General features: G+C 63.9%; 12 protein-coding genes. All 12 read left to right on the top strand.

Going from position 1 to position 17,557, the window contains the following annotated elements; translation table 11 throughout:
* Positions 1-30: 30 nt before the first annotated feature.
* The 12 genes from ACOYYX_RS19360 (at position 31) to ACOYYX_RS19305 (ending at position 17,552) form a co-directional block, all read left to right on the top strand.
* Positions 31-1,212 carry a glycosyltransferase gene (locus tag ACOYYX_RS19360; protein ID WP_422931553.1) on the top strand — a complete coding sequence of 394 codons (1,182 nt, stop codon included), beginning with the start codon at positions 31-33 and terminating at the stop codon, positions 1,210-1,212.
* A 71-nt stretch (positions 1,213-1,283) separates the two neighbouring features.
* On the top strand, positions 1,284-2,717 hold the full coding sequence (locus ACOYYX_RS19355) for an O-antigen ligase family protein (RefSeq protein ID WP_422931552.1): 1,434 nt from the start codon (positions 1,284-1,286) through the stop codon (positions 2,715-2,717).
* A 164-nt stretch (positions 2,718-2,881) separates the two neighbouring features.
* Entirely contained in the window at positions 2,882-3,745 is an 864-nt protein-coding gene (locus ACOYYX_RS19350; protein ID WP_422931551.1) for a polysaccharide deacetylase family protein, read from the top strand.
* Between the two features lie 170 nt (positions 3,746-3,915).
* The gene (locus tag ACOYYX_RS19345; protein WP_422931550.1) at positions 3,916-5,013 is read left to right on the top strand and encodes a glycosyltransferase; all 1,098 of its coding nucleotides are present in this window, start codon (positions 3,916-3,918) and stop codon (positions 5,011-5,013) included.
* A complete protein-coding gene (asnB, locus tag ACOYYX_RS19340; RefSeq protein ID WP_422931549.1) occupies positions 5,013-6,911 on the top strand; it encodes an asparagine synthase (glutamine-hydrolyzing) in 1,899 nt (632 codons plus the stop codon). Before ACOYYX_RS19345 ends, asnB begins: the two co-directional genes overlap by 1 nt.
* Before the next feature lie 54 nt (positions 6,912-6,965).
* The gene (locus tag ACOYYX_RS19335) at positions 6,966-9,386 is read left to right on the top strand and encodes a glycosyltransferase (RefSeq protein WP_422931548.1); all 2,421 of its coding nucleotides are present in this window, start codon (positions 6,966-6,968) and stop codon (positions 9,384-9,386) included.
* 313 nt (positions 9,387-9,699) lie between these two features.
* Entirely contained in the window at positions 9,700-11,976 is a 2,277-nt protein-coding gene (locus ACOYYX_RS19330; protein ID WP_422931547.1) for a polysaccharide biosynthesis tyrosine autokinase, read from the top strand.
* Between the two features lie 37 nt (positions 11,977-12,013).
* A complete protein-coding gene (locus ACOYYX_RS19325) occupies positions 12,014-12,940 on the top strand; it encodes an efflux RND transporter periplasmic adaptor subunit (RefSeq protein WP_422931546.1) in 927 nt (308 codons plus the stop codon).
* 139 nt (positions 12,941-13,079) lie between these two features.
* A complete protein-coding gene (locus ACOYYX_RS19320) occupies positions 13,080-14,453 on the top strand; it encodes a nucleotide sugar dehydrogenase (RefSeq protein WP_422931545.1) in 1,374 nt (457 codons plus the stop codon).
* Between the two features lie 171 nt (positions 14,454-14,624).
* Positions 14,625-15,194, top strand: a complete 570-nt coding sequence (locus tag ACOYYX_RS19315) for a sugar transferase (protein ID WP_422931639.1) — start codon at positions 14,625-14,627, stop codon at positions 15,192-15,194.
* Positions 15,191-16,441, top strand: coding sequence for a DegT/DnrJ/EryC1/StrS family aminotransferase (locus ACOYYX_RS19310; protein ID WP_422931544.1), 1,251 nt, complete (start codon positions 15,191-15,193; stop codon positions 16,439-16,441). Before ACOYYX_RS19315 ends, ACOYYX_RS19310 begins: the two co-directional genes overlap by 4 nt.
* Before the next feature lie 241 nt (positions 16,442-16,682).
* Positions 16,683-17,552 carry a methyltransferase domain-containing protein gene (locus tag ACOYYX_RS19305; RefSeq protein ID WP_422931543.1) on the top strand — a complete coding sequence of 290 codons (870 nt, stop codon included), beginning with the start codon at positions 16,683-16,685 and terminating at the stop codon, positions 17,550-17,552.
* The last annotated feature ends 5 nt before the right edge of the window (positions 17,553-17,557 follow it).

Genomic DNA, 17,557 nt, shown 5'->3' with positions numbered 1-17,557 from the left:
AAGCCCGAACCAAGGCGGAGTCAAGCCGCGATGCCGATGCTGACGGTCGTCTCTCGCAGTTGGCCGCCCCAGGTGCAGGGGAGCCCGATCCTGCTCTCGAACCTCTTCTCCGACTACCCGGGGGAACTTCGGGCGATCGCGGGCTACACCAAGGATTCCCCGACGGAGGCCTCGTTCACGCCGCCTTGCCCCACGCATTACCTGCGGCTGCCCCGCGTCCTGGCCCCGGTCTACGACGGATTATTCCGCCGTAGACCGGGGCTGATGTGCCGGGGCATTCAGGGGTCGATCCTCAACGCGGTCCGACGCTCGAAGGCGCAGGCCGTCTTCGGTGTCTTCCCCTATGAGGATTATCTGGTCGCCTCATACCGGGCCGCCCGGAAGTTGCGACTGCCGTTTTATGCTCATATGCACGACTTGTGGCAAGAGAACCGCGTCCCGGGCACCCGGCGCGGCGACTTCGCCGCGAAGTGGGAGCCGTTCGTCCTCAAAGGGGCGACGCGCGTCCTCTGCATGACCGAGGCCATGCAGGAGCATTACGAGCGCAAGTACAAGATCCGCACCGAGCTGCTTCCGCATTGCATCCGGGCCCGCGACCTGACGTCCGCCCCGAAAGGGATGCGGGCGCCGAAGATGGAAAAGCCGACGGTCCTCTTCGTCGGATCGGTCAGCAAGCCGATGAATGAGGATGCCCTCAGGGTCCTGGCCCGGTCGTCGGAGTTGTTGCCGCCGGATTACGACCTCCTCTTCTGCACGGCCTCGAACGAGGCGGCCCTGGCGGAGATAGGGATCCGTTCGAGCAGGTTGCAAGCCCGATACGTCACTCGGAGCGAGGTTCAGCGCCTCCAGTCGGAGGCCCATGTGCTGGTGGCTCCCCTGTCGTTCAAGGATGGGTCGGCCGACGAGGTGCGGACGGTCTTCTCCACCAAGCTCCTGGAGTACCTCGTCTCCGGGCGTCCCATCGTCGTCTTCGCGCCGGGCGACTCGCACCACGCTCGTTCGGCTCGGGATCGAGGCTGGGGGTACGTCGTCGACGAGGATTCGCCCGAGGCCCTCGCGGCGGGAATCCGGAAGGTCGCTACCGACGAAGCGCTGGCCGCATCATTGGTCGAAGGAGCCCTGCGCGAGGCGCGGTCGAGGGACAGTTCCATCCACGCCGCCAGGCTGAATAACTGGGTGATGGAGGATGCCGCGGTCACCGTGGCGGTTTGAGCCGTTCGAGAGTCGGTCGTCTGCCGGGGATGTCGAGAGGGTTGATTCCAGGACTTCGTGGTAGGGATCGCATGCTGTCTTCGACTCTAAAATCACGGAACAGCTCATTCACGCCCGAGATCGTCGCGGAGCCGCGCGAATCGCACCGGTATATCGTGGCGATCGGGAAGGCGTTGATGCTCGTCCTGGTCTCAATCCTGCCTCTCGAGCAGCAGGTCCCCTCGATCGGCGGGTTCGGCCTGCTCTTCTTCTACTTCGGACTCCTGGGCGTTTACGCACTGGTGGCGTTCCGCGGCACGCTGATGAGCTTGGCCTTCCACCCTGTGTTTCTGTCGATGTATGGGCTCATCGCGCTGGGGATCCTCATCGAATCGATGCATCAGGAGGCGAGCTACATCGAACTGGCGAGGATTGCCCAGATGACCATCGGGGCGGTCGTCGTCGCGGCCTGCTGCGCCGATCGTCGATTGCTCAAGTCGAGCTTGCTCGGCTATCCGATCGCTGGAGTCTGGCTCTCGTTGATGATCATCGGGTCGTCCTATGGAGCCATCAGCGGCGGCGATGCGAGCGACTTCGAGGAGGCGAGCGTCCTCCGCGAAGAGGCCTTCGGCGACGCCCCTGTGAAGATCAATCTCAACGCCTTGGCGTTCATCGCGTCGCAAGGGGCCACCGTGGCATTCGCCATGGCATTGACGTCGGGCAGGGGAGGACGCCTGGGATATGCGGCCGTTTCTATGCTGGGCCTCTTCGCCGCATTCCTCCCGCTCTCGCGGAGTGGCATGATCATCGCGTCCGTCTCGCTCTTCTCGGTGCTGATCGGCCATCGTGCCCAGATGACACGCGGGCTCATCCTCGCCGGGTTGCTGGGATTGGCCATGTGGGTCGTCGTTCCGTCGTCGGTCTATTCGCGGTTCACGTATTCCACGGAGGCCGTCGATGGAAAGGTCGAAGGCCGTGCGCGGGTCTACACGGCGGCCCTGGAATACCTCCCCGAGTACTTCATAGCCGGGGTCGGATCGGGCCGATTCTGGAATAGCTGGGGGTTGGGGACGACCTTCAACCTCAGGCACGGGGTGACGGGCGCCCATAATTGTTATTTTCAAATCACGATTTACTGGGGAATCATCGCGCTCCTGGCCCTCATGTTCGTCGTCTGGCAGGTGTACCGATGCGTGCCGCGAGTCCGTGCGGATGAGCCATTGACGCTCTGCCTCAGAGGCCTGGCGACGACACTCTTCCTGGTCCTGCTGGTGAAGCACAACCTCTACGACAAGGACTTCTCGCTGGGGGTTGGCATCCTCGTCGGGGCGCAGTGGGCCTTGCGAGCCGGCAAGCCCAAACTCGACTTCGCTCCGTCGCCTCGCCAGGAAGGTATCGACACGAGCTGGGCCCTGACCGATCGACGCAGCCCGTTCGCGAATCGGCGTGAATCCCCGGCAGGGTCATCGAACTCGCGAGTCCAACAGGAGCCGAGGACGATGTCGTCCAGCCCCGCGGTCGATTGAGAGCAATCAACGAGGTCCATATGACTGGGTCCGTGAGTTTCGTTCGAGGCGGCCTGATGCGAAGGGTACTTACGGGGGTCTGCCACCTCCCGGGAGGTGTGCACGCGTTGCGGCATGCGCGGCGGAATTCGATCGCTATTCTGATGTATCATGGAGTCGCCGAAGTGAGCCTGCCCGTCTCGAACTGGTGCCAGGTCCCTGTGCACGAATTCGAGAGCCAGATCTCGTTCATCACCGACGAATATCGGGTCTTGCCCCTGAACGAAGTGATGAGCCGGATCCGAAGCGGCTCGCCGCTCCCGCCGAACACCGCCTGCATCACGTTCGACGATGGCTTCCGCAACGTGATGACGACGGCCTTCCCGATCCTGCAGCATCACGGGCTCCCCTCGACGATCTTCCTGGTCACCAGCCTGGTCGGGACGAATCAGCCGCCGTGGCCTGATCAACTCGAACATGCGATTACCCAATCCGATCGCGAGGAGTTCGACTGGAATGGTCTTACCTGGCCCCTGAGGTCTCTCGCCGATTGTGCATCCGCCTGCCGCGAGATCCGCAAGAGCTTGAAATCGTGCGGGAATCAGCAGCGGCTCGAAGCCCTCGAGGAGTTGCGCGAGGCTCTCGGTTGGCCTCGCATCACCCACAATTCCACCTTGGCCACGATGGGATGGGAAGAGATCGAGGAGCTGGCCGATACGGGCCTCGTCGATTTCGGGGCGCATACGCATACGCATCCGATCCTCGCTCGCTGCAATCGCCGGACGCAAACCGAGGAACTACGGAATTCGCGAGCAATCCTGATGGAGCGGCTTGGTAAGGCCGATCTCCTGGCCTACCCCAACGGCTCCCGATCCGATTTCAACGCCGAGACGAAGCAGATCGCCCGCGAGGAAGGTTTCCTCGGCGCCGTGACCACCATCAACGGCCTCAACTCGGGGACCACCGACCCCTTTGAACTCCGACGAGTCGGGGTCGGCCCTCGACTTTCCCGGCCCCTATTCGACCTGCGAATGACCGGCATCGTCTAGGCTGCCAGGCCTTAATTTTGACGTCGCGTTGAGGAAGAATCGTCACAAGAATGATTGCATTGCGTTACGTTGGAAATAAAAGATGTGGGAAATATCCAAACGTGACGAATCCAGGATTTCGTGAGGTTTGACGTGGATTGCCTGTTCGCCATCGAATCGAGGTGAGACTCGTGAGCGGCCGGTTGCTGTATCTCGTTCACAAACTGGACTTCGGCGGGTTGCAGCGTCAACTCACGTATATGCTCCAGGCGCTCCGCGAGAAGGGCTATCGGCCCGAAGTCGTGGTCTGGGACCACGACGACGCCGACGTCTTCGCGGTTCGCGTGCGAGAGCTCGGCATCCCGTTGCACTCCTTGCCTTCGGGCGTCGCGGGCTGGAGGAAGATCATCGCGTTGCGCGGGCTGATCCGAAAACTTCGGCCCGACGTCCTCCATTGCTACACGTTCTACATCAATATCGCTGCACGCGTGGCGACGCTGGGGACGAGGGTCGTCGCGGTGGGTTCGATGCGGAGCGACTTCCGGACCGCGAAGAAGAAATACGGCTCGACGCTCGGGAAATTGAATGGGCGATGGCCGAGGGCCCAGGTCTACAACAGTCGCGCGGCGTCCGATGCGGCCCGGGAGTGGGGCGGTTGGTTCACGCCTCGGCGAATCTTCGTGGTTCGCAACGCCATCGACCTGGCCCTCTTCCGCGAGTGCCCTCCGCCCGCATCGAGCACGACGCAGATCGTCGGGGTCGGCTCGATCGTGCCCATCAAGCGATGGGATCGCCTCGTCAAAGCCACGCATGAACTGACGCGTCGAGGCCGCGACTGCCACGTCCGGATCATCGGCGACGGCCCGCTTCGATCTGCATTGGAGCAGGAGTCGCGCGACCTTGGGGTCGCGGAACGCGTGACCTTGAGCGGCTCGAGTCGTTCGATCCACGAGGCCCTCTCCCTCGCGTCGCTGCTCGTTCACGTCTCGGACAGCGAGGGCTGCCCGAATGCCGTGATGGAGGCGATGGCCTGCGGACGCCCGGTCGTCGCGATGGTCGCCGGAGACATCCCCGACCTGGTTTCTGAGGGGGTCACGGGGTTCGTCGTCCCCTGCGGCGACGACCAGGCCTTCCACGACCGCCTCGACAGTCTGGTGATCGATCACGAGTTGCGGGCCCGGATGGGGGCTAACGCTCGGGCCAAGGCGGAGCGCGAATTCAGCCTCGATCGCCTCGTTTCGGAGACCCTCGACGCTTACAGGGCCCTCGGTTGGCGAGGTGAAATCTAATGTGCGGAATTGGCGGATGGATCGGTGAGCGAACCGACCGCGAGGCGACCGCCGAGCGGATGGTTGATTCCCTGCGCCATCGCGGGCCCGACGCCCACGGTGTCTGGCACGGGTCCACGGCGACGCTCATCCATACCCGCCTCAGCGTGCTCGACCTCTCCGAGGCCGGGGCCCAGCCGATGTCCAACGAAGACGGGACCATCTGGACCGCCTTCAATGGCGAGATCTACAACCATCGCTCGCTCCGCCGCCAGCTCGAGACTCGGCACAATTTCCGGGGGCATTCCGATACCGAGGTCATCCCGCATCTCTATGAGGAACACGGCCCTTCGTTCGTGAAGTTGCTCCGAGGCATGTTCGCCATCGCGATCTTCGACACGCGCGAGAACCGACTCTTGCTCGCTCGCGATCGCTTCGGCATCAAGCCCCTCTTCTACGCGGCGAATTCCCACGGGATCGCCTTCGCGAGCGAGCTTTGGGCCTTACGCAGGCTTCCCGATGTGGACACTCGGCCCGACCCGCAGGCCCTCTACGACTTCTCCTCGCTCTTCTTCATCCCCGCGCCCGAGACCTTCTACAAAGGGATCCGGGCGCTTGGCCCTGGCGAGATACTCGAGGCCCAGTGGGGCCGCGAGAAGACGACCTTCGCGACGCGACCCTATCATCAGTGGTCGCTGACGCCTTCCACGTCGCTCAACCTCGAAGACGCCGCGGATAGGGCGTTCGAGTTGCTCGACACGGGGGTCGAGAAGCAACTTGAGAGCGACGTACCCCTCGGCTCCTTGCTGAGCGGCGGTATCGACTCGTCGCTCGTGAGCCTCGCCGCGCAGGCCCACCGGGGACGCGACCCACTGCTGACATTCAACGTCCAGTTCCCCGACAAGGATTTCGAGGAGACCTGGGCGGCGGTCGAAGTGGCTCGGCACATCGGCAGCACCCATCAGACCCTACCGATGGAGGGCGAGAGCGGGACCTGGGAGCACGTCACGAGCCTGCTGCGGCACGTCGGCCAGCCCTATGCCGATACCTCGTTCTTCGCCGCCCACGCCGTCTGCAAGTTGATGAGGAAGTATGTCACCGTGGCCCTCTCCGGCGACGGAGGCGACGAGGCGTTCGGCGGCTACAACCTGTTCTGGCAGATCGCCCGCATCGCCAGGCTCCAGCAACTCCCGACGCCCGTCTGGAACGGGGCCCAGGTCACCTTGAATTCGCTCTCACGCCTCGGGCTCATCTCCTCGCGGCTGCCGGGACGCTTCGACCAACTCGCCGGCACCGATGACTCCGGGATAGTCCGCGACCTGATCTGCTTCATCCCCGACAAGATGCATAAGCGGCTCTGCCGGGACAATGGGTTCGAGCCCGTCGTGCGGCATTTCGAGCCGCAGTGGAACCGCAGCCTGCCGCGCAAGTCGAACCGCCTGGAAAGGCTCTCCGCGCTGGCGACCGAGGTGAATACCCGCCTCGTGCTGCCCAACGACTTCCTGTGCAAGGTCGACATGGCGAGCATGCGAGAAGGGCTCGAGGTCAGGGTCCCGATGCTCGACGAGGACCTATTCGACTTCGGCCTGCAACTGCCGCATCGACTCAAGGTCCGCTCGCGGACCTGCAAGCTCGTCTTACGCGAGATCGCCCGGCGGAAGTTGCCGACGGCGGTGGCGGAGAAGCCCAAGCGCGGGTTCGGCATTCCGATCGACCGCTGGGTCGATCGTGACTTCCGAGAGAGACTCCGGATCAAGCTTCTGGGCAAGGATAGCCCCCTCCCCGACATCTTCCATGAGGAGATCTACCGGCCTCGCGTGGAAGCCTTCTGCGACGATCGGCCTTACCCCGGGCTCTCTCGAAGACACCAGTATCAGTGGGCCATCATGCTCCTGGCCGTCGTCCTCTTCAGCGAATAATCGATGAAAATTCTCATGGTTTTACCCCCTGATGCCGGATCGAACGCACCCCCCGTGTGGGCGTCGCGTCAGGTCGAGTCCGTATCGGGGACATCCGATGAAGTCGGCACCTATTACTTCCGAGATCGGCGTCGGATCTCGGGGCTCTTGGCGGGGGGGCGTGGCCTTCGTCGCGAGGTGAAGCGGTTCGGGGCCGACCTCGTCCACGTCCATTACGGCGCGGCCCAGGCCTTGATTGCCGTGCTCTTCTCGCCCTGTCCCGTGATCGTCTCGTTCTGCGGGAGCGATTTGATGGGGCACTACGACGAGCGAGGGAGCAAGACCCGGGGCGGGAGGCTCTCGGCCCTCCTCTCGCAACTCGCCGCGATCGGGGCGCGTCGCTGCATTGCCAAGACGGAAGAGTTGCGCCGAACCCTCTGGCTCCGACGTTGCCGGGCGAAGTGCGAGGTCATACCCAACGGCGTCGCGTTGGAACGCTTTCAACCGGTCTCGCAAGAGTCGGCACGAGCGGCCCTGGGCTGGGAGCCTGATCGTCCGACGGTCGTCTTCGTGGATCGCAAGGGGGCGTGGGTGAAGGATCCGGCGCTGGCTCACGCAGCGTTCCGGAGCCTCCAGCGTCATATCCCCGAGGCCGATCTGAAGGTCATCATGGGGGCCGACCCCGGGATGATGCCCCTCATCCTCAGCGCCGCCGATGCGCTTTTGCTGACATCCCGACATGAGGGCTCGAGCAATCTTCTGAAGGAGGCCCTCGCCTGCAACTTGCCGGTCGTCTCGACCGCCTGCGGCGATGCACCGGAGCGATTGGACGGCGTCAGCCGGTGCCACATCGTCCCTCGCGATCCCGAAGCCTTCGGCGAGCGGCTCGCCGAGATCCTGCGGGATCGCCAACGCAGCGACGGCAGGTTGCACGTCGCCGATCTCTCCGAGGAGATCATCGCCGAGCGCGTACGTTCCGTGTATCGACGGGCACTGGCCCGACCCGCGTTGCAGGCGGTTTCTGCACTGGTTCTTGCGATGATGGCGCTGTTCCCGGGATCAGTCAACGAAGCCCGGGCCGCCTCGTATCACATCGCCGTGGATGGGGACGATGCAGGCCCGGGCACTGTCGAGCGCCCCTGGGCATCGGTCGAGCCTGTCGCCCGCAGGCTTCGGCCCGGCGATGTCGTCCATGTGAAGGCGGGGGTCTATCGACGTTGCTGGTCCGTCTCGAATTGCAGCGGTTCGGAGGACCAACCCATCTCGTTCGCGGCCGAGGGCGGGCCGGTCACCATCGATGGGAGCCAGGTCGTGAAAGGCTGGCAGTCGAAGGGCGATGGTATCTATGCCGTCGAGGTTCCTGGGGGGACCGTGCACATTGTCTGGAACGACTCCCGGCAACTCCACGGCCCCGACTATCAGCAGAGCTTCGCCGCGTTGCGGCCTGCCAAAGGGAAGCTCCGCCGCGGCGAGTGTGTTCAGGAGGGGCGTTGGCTCTTCGCCCGGCTCCATGATGATGGCGACCCGAATCAGCATGTCATGAGGATCGGATACGACTCGTGCATCCTCCTGCATGCAACACAGCACACGAACTGGACGGGGATCGGCACCGAGTGGGGCCTCGATGGGTTCAAGCTCGAAGGCGGATCGTCGCATAACGTGATCGAGAAAGCCGAGATCCGCCACCACCATCAGGGGATTCTCGAAGTCGGCCGCACCGACGCTCAGGCAGCTCCGCAATTCAATACCTTCCGGAACCTGAGTATCCACCACATCGGGCTCACGAAGTTCGAGCACGGGATCTATACGGGCGGGATCCGGACGTCCGTACGCTCCTGCCGGTTTCAGGCCATCACGGGGGCCGCGATCCATGCGTTCCCGGAGGCCCTCCAGGGTAATTACGAAGGGAACATCATCACCGATCCCGAGCCTTTCACCAGCCCGGGAGACCTCAAGCAAGGACTGACGGAACGCCCGAAGCATTATTATTCGGCGTTCGTCGGCTGGGGGTTAGGTGGTCATCGCTTCTGCAATAACGTGGTGGTGGGAAGATTCGGGCCGGCCCTTGACATCCATAGCGACGGTAATTGGATCACGAATAACACCATCCTGGTGGACGGGGGCGCGGCAATCTCCCTCTGGGGCAGCGGCAACCGCATCACGAATAACATCATTCGGGCAGGCGGCTATTACATGAATGCCGAGCAGGCCATGCCACTTGCCGACTATAACGCCTATCTCGGCGGCAGGGGTTGGCGGAGTGGGAAGAAGGTCCATGCCACGCTCGCCGAAATCCGCGCCGAGGGGCATGAAAGGCACGGTTTCGAGGCGGATTTAGGCTTCCGAGACGCCGAACGAGGCGATTGGCGGCCGGCTTCGAATGGTGCCTTTCAGGACCGCGGGACGAGCCTCGGTGCTCCTTCGATCGATGTGCTCGGTCGCTCGAGGCCGGAGGGTTCCGGGATCGATCTGGGAGCTTACGAAGGGGGCGGATAGCGGGCGATGGCTGGCCGTGACTCCATGGAGAGCGCTTCCGGCCGAATGTCGCCCGATGGCCTCAAAGACACGAGAGTGCAATGAATCCAGGCACCAAAAGTGTGATCGAATGAGCGGGATTGCTATGTCAATGCAGTAAGTCTTAATCTATTGTAATATCGGCCGTGCGAGTGCGCGTCCTGCATCGACTCGGGTCGAATCGTGCTGTTGCGGTCGGATCGAGCTGGGGTGGCTCAGCCTTTGAGGCGGCGCCACGCCCGAAGGCTCTGTTGAGCAAGGGTTGGTCATTCATTTGAGGAACGGGGAACGCGTTATGTCAGATCACCCGACAACAGATGCTCCTCCCGGGCAGAATCAGAGCCTCGCGAAGGACCTTTACCTTTTCATTGGGGTCCTCCGTCGCGGATGGCGGCTCGTCGCGATCTCGATTCTGGTCTGCATGACTGTCGCATGCATCGTCCTCGCCCAGACCCAGCGCGAGTATCAGGCGACGGCCCGGCTCTTGATCCTCCAGCATGGCGGCAGGCCGATCAACGTGACCGCCCACGACCAGAGCCGATTCGAGGGGGGGGATGATTATATCCCGACTCACTCCCTGATCATCCGCAGCCAACTCGTCGTCTCGAGGGCTATCGAACTCATCGGCCGCAAGAACTTGCCGACCTTGACGGGCAGCAATCCGGTCTCCCAGGCCATCCGCCGGTTGACCGTCGGCCGCCCCGACCGCCAGGCCAAGATCTTGAAGGTGGACTATCAGGCCGCCTCTCGCGAAGAGGCCGTGCGGATGCTGGATGGGATCGTCAAGAGTTACAAGCTTGTCCTCGAAGAGAGCTACCGCAGCGACAACAAGGAGGTCGTGGCCCTCATCTCGAAGGCTAGAGACGAACTCTCCAAGGAAATCTCGGACCTCTCGGCCAAGCACCTCGAGTTGCGGCTGCGCAATCCGATGCTGATCGGCGATGAGACGGGGCAGTCCTTCCTGGTGCGAAGGCTCGACCAGTGGGATCGGGCTGGGAATGAGGCGATGGTCCGCTCCGTCCAGCTGAAAGCCCAGCTCGAACTCGGACGTCGCCTGGCCAAGAAGGGGGTCGGGATGAAGACGTTGATCACGGCGCTGGGGCAACTCGGGGGGGACTTCCACTCCCTGGTCGACGTGACGGAGGCCTTCTCTACCACGGCGGATTACTCCCGGCAACTGGCCAATGAGGCGCAGGAACTGACGGAGCGGTTCGGCCCGCACTATGCCCGAGTCAAGGAGTTGCATGATCAGATCGAGCGAGTCCAGAAGAACCATCAGAATCACGGGGAGATCGACGAGCTTCTCGGCTCGATCGAGGACAGCCTCAAATCCCTGGATACGATGCGGGCCGAGATCCTCACCCGGTTCGACGAGGACAAGGAGAAGGCGAAGCAGGGGGCCTTCGACCAGCAGAGCGAGGCGAACCTGCGGGAGACCCTCGACCGTCAACGGGCCCTGTTCAACACCGTGGTCAGTCAGCTCAAGCAGGCTGAATTCATCAGCGACTTCAACGGGATCACCGCCCAACTCCTCGAGGCACCCAACGCGCCCGCGATCCCGGTTCAGCCGCAGACGGCCCTCATCCTGCTCGCCTCGCTGTTGGCCGGGGCGATCGTGGGGGTGGGCACGGCCTTCGTCTCCGACCGGCTCGATCAGCGCATCCGTTCGATCGACGACTTGCGGCGATCGCTGCGGCTCAACGTCATCGGCCAGGTGATGCACATGCACGAGGAACAGAGGAAGACGATCGGCGAGCCGGGCCTGGTCGTCCACTCGATGCCGCGCTCCCCATGGGCCGAGGCCTACCGGGCGGTGCGCACCAACATCGAATTCATCCGCAGGAATCAGCGGCTCGAGGTGCTCATGGTCACGAGCCCGCATGCGGGAGACGGCAAGAGCACATCGGCCGGCAACATCGCGATCAGCCTGGCCAAGGCCGGTCGTCGCGTCCTCATCATCGACGCGGATATGAGGAAGCCGTCGATCTACAAAAACTTCAACGTCTCCAGGGCGCGTGGCCTCTGCCACGTCCTCCGAGATCTCCTGCCGTTCGAGCAAGTCGTGCAGTCGACGCAGGTTGAAAACATCGACATGCTTACGTCTGGTCCGGATGTCCCCAACCCGGCCGAGCTCCTGACGTCGGCCCGCCTCATCGAGCTGATCGAGGAGGTCCGCAACGCGTATGACTTCGTGATCATCGATTCTCCCCCGATCCTCGCCGTCACCGACTCGTCGATCATCGGCGCCCTGGTCGACGGGATCCTGCTCGTCGTGCAGGCGACGAGCCTGCGGCACAACGAGGCTGCGAGGACCGTCGAGCTCCTCGAGAACCTCGGCACGCCCATCGTCGGCGCCCTGATCAACGGCATCGGTCGCGAGGGTGGTGGCTATGGCTACGGATATGGCTATGGCTACGGATATGGGTATGGCGACGTATACGGGGTGTACGGAAACAACTCCGGGACGACCCAGGTGAGCGACGACGGCATGAGGACGCCGGTCCAGCATGGAGAGAAGACGACTCACCATTCGCAGAATGGCCAAGGCGGGCGCGAAGGCGTATCGATCTGAACGGGCTTACTCCGACGTGACACTCGAGGTGACGACGATGGCCTACCGCATGCCGTGGAACGCGAGATTATTCAGCATAACGCCCTTGATCGTACTGGCCGCCGTCGCGCGGACCGTCTGCGCGGGCGAGCCGCCCAAGCCGGGGCAGCCCATCATCCTCGTGAAGCGTTGCAGCGTGGAATACAAGTTATCCTCCCGGCTGGGCCCTTCGACCATCGGCGTCCTGCAAGATTGCCTCGTCCGGCCGGGCGATAAGGTCAAGGCGGGGCAGGCCCTCGGCCACCTCTTCAATCACGATGCCAGGATTGATTACGAACGCTGGTCGATGGAAGCGGATAGCATGGTCGACATCGAGCTCAGCAAGGCGAAGCTCGCCGAGGTCATGAGCCGTTCTCGCGCCGCCGAAGAATTGCGGAAGCGCAAATTCGTCAGCGACGAGGATATGAACCGGCTGAGACTCGAGGTCACCGCCGCCACCAAGGAGGTCGAAGGGGCCATCCATCGTCAGAGGCTCGCCAAGATCCAGAAGCAGCAGGCCGAGGCGGTGCTGCTCTCCCGCGAGATCGTCAGCCCCTTCGACGGCGTGGTCGTCTTCGTCGGGAAGAGCGTGGGTGAGCCGATCCTCGCGACCGAGAGCTTCATCCGGGTCGTCAATACGGAAAATCTCAGCATTATCGGGCATCTAGATATAACGGACGCCTGGCGGGTTACCCCGGGCCAGCGCGTGCGGGTCATGCCCGACGTCCAGGGGGCGGACCTGGCGGTGGAGCAGGAGGTCTTCGACGGACGCATCACCTTCGTCGATAGCGAGATCGATCCCAGGCTCCGCACCTGCAAGGTCATCGCCGAGGTCGAGAACCGCTCGGGGCTGCTCCGCGCCGGGATCGATGCCCATATGGAGATCTTGCCCAAATATCTCGATGCTCAGTCCGCCACGTCCGGACGCGCCCAGGGAGCCCCTTGACCCTCGGCGTTCTTCGGGGCCGACTCGTTCGCGAGTTCCCTGGCCGATGCAGCCCGAACCGGGCTCAGTCGCCCCAACCTTTTCGAGCGATGCAGGCTCGTCGTACTTCGACCGGTACTCCTCTTCCAGGCGCATCACGATGTCCAAGACAAACGGTTTGGCGGAACTCCCGCCGCAGACGATCGAGTCCGACGCCGCCGTCCGACTCGGGCGGGTCATCCAGGAGCGAAGCGCCCGCGTCGGCGTCATCGGACTGGGATATGTCGGATTACCGCTGGTCGAGCTGTTCAGCCAGGCGGGATTCCCCGTCCTGGGCTTCGACGTCGACGACTCGAAGGTGGATCAGCTCCAGGCGGGCGTGAGCTACATCGGCCACATCAAGTCGGAGCGGATCGCGACGCTCCGTCGCGGCGGGAAGTTCGAGGCGACCTCCGACTTCAGCCGCCTCGCCGAGGCCGACGCCATCATCATATGCGTCCCGACGCCGCTCGGTACGCATCGCGAGCCGGACCTCTCGGCGGTGATCGCGACCGGCCGGGCGATCGGCCGTCACCTTCGAGCCGGGACGCTCGTGGTGCTCGAGAGCACGACGTATCCCGGCACCACTCGCGACGTCCTCCGGCCGGAACTCGAGTCCAATGGCCTCATCGCGGGCCGCGACTTCTTCCTGGCGTACAGCCCCGAGCGAGAAGATCCGGGCAACCCCAAGTTCTCGGCCGGGACGATCCCCAAGGTCGTCGGCGGCTGGGACGAGACGAGCGCCGAGCTGGCCCAATCACTGTACGGCGCGGCGGTCCCCGAGGTCGTGCCCGTCTCGAGCTGCGAGGTCGCCGAGGCCTGCAAGATCCTCGAGAATACGTATCGAGCCGTGAATATAGCCCTCGTCAATGAACTGAAGCTGGTCTTCGATCGGATGGGGATCGACGTCTGGGAGGTCATCGACGCGGCCAAGACCAAGCCCTTCGGCTTCCAGGCCTTCTACCCCGGTCCGGGGCTCGGCGGGCATTGCATCCCGATCGACCCATTCTACCTCACGTGGGCCGCTCGGCAGTACGGCCTGCACACGCGGTTCATCGAGCTCGCCGGCGAGGTGAACACGGCGATGCCGCATCACGTGGTCGACCGAGTCGTCGCCGCGCTCAATGAGCGGGCCTTGCCGCTCAAGGGGAGCCGGATCCTGGTCCTCGGTGCGGCGTACAAGCCCAACGTCGACGACTGTCGTGAGAGCCCCTCGTTCGAGCTCATGGAACTGCTCGAGGAGCGTGGCGCCGTCATCAGCTATAACGACCCGCACATCCCGAGCCTGCCGCCGATGCGCCACCACTCGGTGCGGCTCGACAGCACCCCGCTCACCGCGGAGGTCCTTTCGTCGCAGGATTGCGTGCTGATCGCCACGGATCACGCCGCTTATGACTGGGGATTCGTCGTCGAGCATGCGTCGCTGGTCGTGGATACGCGAGGGGCGACGCGCCGGCTCGGGCGTGCCGGGCGTGCCGTCATCGTCATGGCCTGAGGTCGTGGTGGCCGGCCATCCGACGCAGGCTTGTCGGATGGCCTCGGCCGATCCCGTGGGAGAATGCTCGTGCGATCATCCGTGCGATCCGAACAGGACTATGCCGTCGAAACAGGCACTGCCCGATCTCGACTCCAGGCCGCTGCCGAGCGAGTCTGCGCGGGGCTCGGACTGATCGCGCTCTCGCCGTTGCTGGCGGCGCTGGCCGTCGCCGTGAAGCTCAACTCGCCTGGCCCGATCCTCTTCCGCCAGGTGCGCGCGGGCCTAGGGGGCAAGGACATCTCCATCTGCAAGTTCCGGACGATGACGGTCCGGAAGGGGAGCGAGGCGGGATCGTTCGACGCCGGGGACGGCTCGAGAGTCACGAGCGTGGGGCGGTTCCTCAGGGTCTCGAAGCTGGATGAACTCCCGCAGCTCTGGAATGTGGCGAAGGGGGATATGGCGCTGGTCGGGCCTCGCCCCGAGGTGCATCGCTGGGTGGCCGCGTATCCGGAAAGATGGGCGTTTGTGCATACTGTGATGCCGGGAATCACCGACCCGGCGGCGATCGTCTATCGCCATGAGGAGCGGATCCTGGCGTCGTCCGCCGATCCGGAGCGGGCGTATCGCGAGGAGATCCTCCCCCATAAGTTGCGTCTCTATGAGGAATACGTGCGGACGCGAAGCCTCCTGGGCGACTGCCTGATCCTCGCCAGGACGTCCTTCGCCATCGTCGGGATCGGCCGGAGAAACGAGTCGTGAACGAACGCGTGACCACGGGGATGGAGTCGTCGAACGTCCTTATTCCGCCACCGGGCCGCGAGTCGGCCGGGCAGGGGGGACGTGCCCGCGTTATCCCCTTCTCCAAGGTCGTCTGCGATGGCAACGAACTGGCGTATATCCGGGAGGTCCTGGAGAGCGGCTGGCTCACGACCGCGAGCAAGACCAAGGCCTTCGAGGAGAAGTTCTCCGAGGTCGTGGGGGCGCGGTACTGCTGCGCGGTTAACTCCTGCACCTCGGCGCTCCACCTCGGCCTGGAGGCTTTGGGAGTTGGGCCCGGGGACAAGGTGCTGGTGCCGACGATGACCTTCACCGCGAGCGCGGAGGTCATTCGCTACCTGGGGGCCGAACCCATCTTCCTCGACGTCGATTTCGGCACGGCTTTGCTCACCGAGGCGATCGTCGAGGAGGCCCTCGATGCGCACCCCGAGGCCAAGGTCCTGACGGTCGTCCATTTCGGCGGTCAGGCCGCGGCGATGCTCGATGGAGAGCGAGGCGGCATCCTGGCACTCTGTCGCCAGCGAGGGGTACGGGTGATCGAGGACGCGGCGCATGCCTTCCCGGCCAGGGAAGGGGGGCGCCCGGTAGGTTCCCTCGGCGACGTGACCTGTTTCAGCTTTTATGCGAACAAGACGATCACCACGGGCGAAGGCGGGATGCTGACGACCGATGATCCGGAGATCGCCGAACGCGTGCGGGTGATGCGATTGCACGGTATTGATAGAGATATCTGGAAACGGTTTATCTCCGAATATCCGATGTGGGAATATGACGTCATCGCCCCCGGCTACAAGTATAATATGCCCGACCTGAACGCGGCGATCGGCCTCGCCCAACTCGAGCGGGCCGACGTCCTGCGAGACGCCCGCGAGCGTTGCGCGAGGTATTACTTCGACGTGCTGGGCGACCGGGCGGATCTCGACCTGCCGGTCATCCGGGTCCCCTTCGCGGATCACGCCTGGCACCTCTTCTGGATCGTGGTCCAGCCGGAGACGGTCGGGCGGAACCGACTCATCGAGCTGCTTTCGCAGCGAGGGATCGGCACGTCGGTGCATTACAAACCCTTACATCGCATGAAGTATTATCGGGAGCGTTACGAGCTCGATCCCGGTCGATTCCCCGGCGCCGAGCGGCTCTGGCGAGGCTGCCTGTCGCTGCCCCTGTATCCCTCATTGTGTGACGACGACCTGCGTTACATCACGGATTCGTTGGTCGATTGCCTCGGTTGATTGTCGAGGGAGGCCTACATTGAATACGACGAATTCAGCCGAGTCCCCCTCGAAAGCGGATGGTGTCATCTGCACCAAGGCCGGTTGCTCGGGCTCCAAGGGGATGCTTGCGGGTCTGGCTTGCCCGTCATGTCGGGAGCCGTTGCCGCTCGGATCTGAGGGGGGACTCTGCGCGTCGTGCGGGAGGGAAGCCCGGGCCCGAGGGGGGAGGTTGGCCGACTTCCTGGGCGGCGAGGGTGCCATGGCGGAGTCGATCCTGTCCTGGCCCTTGGGCATTGTCGCAGGCATCGCCTCCGACCTGCTGAGCCTTCGCCAGGGTCGAGACTTCCGCCACGCTCGGCTCGTGGAGCTCGAGGAGTTGGGGCTCGTGACGATGGAAGGGCGATTGACGGGCGTCGGCCGGATCCTGGCTTATCACCAGGCGGAGTACGAGCGTCAGGCCGCCGGAGACTTCATCGAAGGGTCGATGCTGGATCGGATGGAACTCGGGCCGGATTCCAGGGTCCTGGATGTTGGCGCGGGGGCCGGGCAATCGCTCCGGCTGCTGGGCCCCCTCGGCGTGGAAGGGCGTACGGGGGTGGACATCGATCTCGTGGCATTGGCGTTCGGATGCCGGATGTCGGAGGCTTGCGGCGAGCGGATCCAGTTCGTGCGGGGATCCGCCGAGTCTTTGCCGTTCCCCGATGCGAGCTTCACGCACGTCATCTCACGCGTGGCACTTAATTATGTACATCAGGCCACGGCACTCTCCGAGATGGCCCGCGTGCTTCGGCCCGGCGGGTTGATCTATTGCCGCGCGGAGGGACCAGGTCACGACCTCAAGCGACTGTTTCACTCGCGAAACCCATACCGGATCCTCGGCGAACTGCATCACTTCGCCCACGGGGTAGTCTTCGGCATGACCGGCCGGCAAATGACGCCGGGACAGCGATTCGCAGGCGGACGCACGTTCGCCACGCTCAAGTGGATCGCCCGGCGTTTGAAGCAGGGGGGATGCGAGGTCCTCGCGGCCGAGACTCCACGATATGCCTCGATTCCCAGGCAATACATCGTCCTCGCCAGGAAAGAGCGCGAGGCCCACGGCCGACTCGTCGTCGGTCAGGATGCATGATCGGT

Source organism: Singulisphaera chitinilytica (assembly GCF_049331405.1).
Taxonomy (GTDB): Bacteria; Planctomycetota; Planctomycetia; order Isosphaerales; family Isosphaeraceae; genus PoT.
The sequence above is the reverse complement of the archived record's forward strand: the minus strand, read 5'-3'. Positions and strand labels throughout refer to the sequence as shown.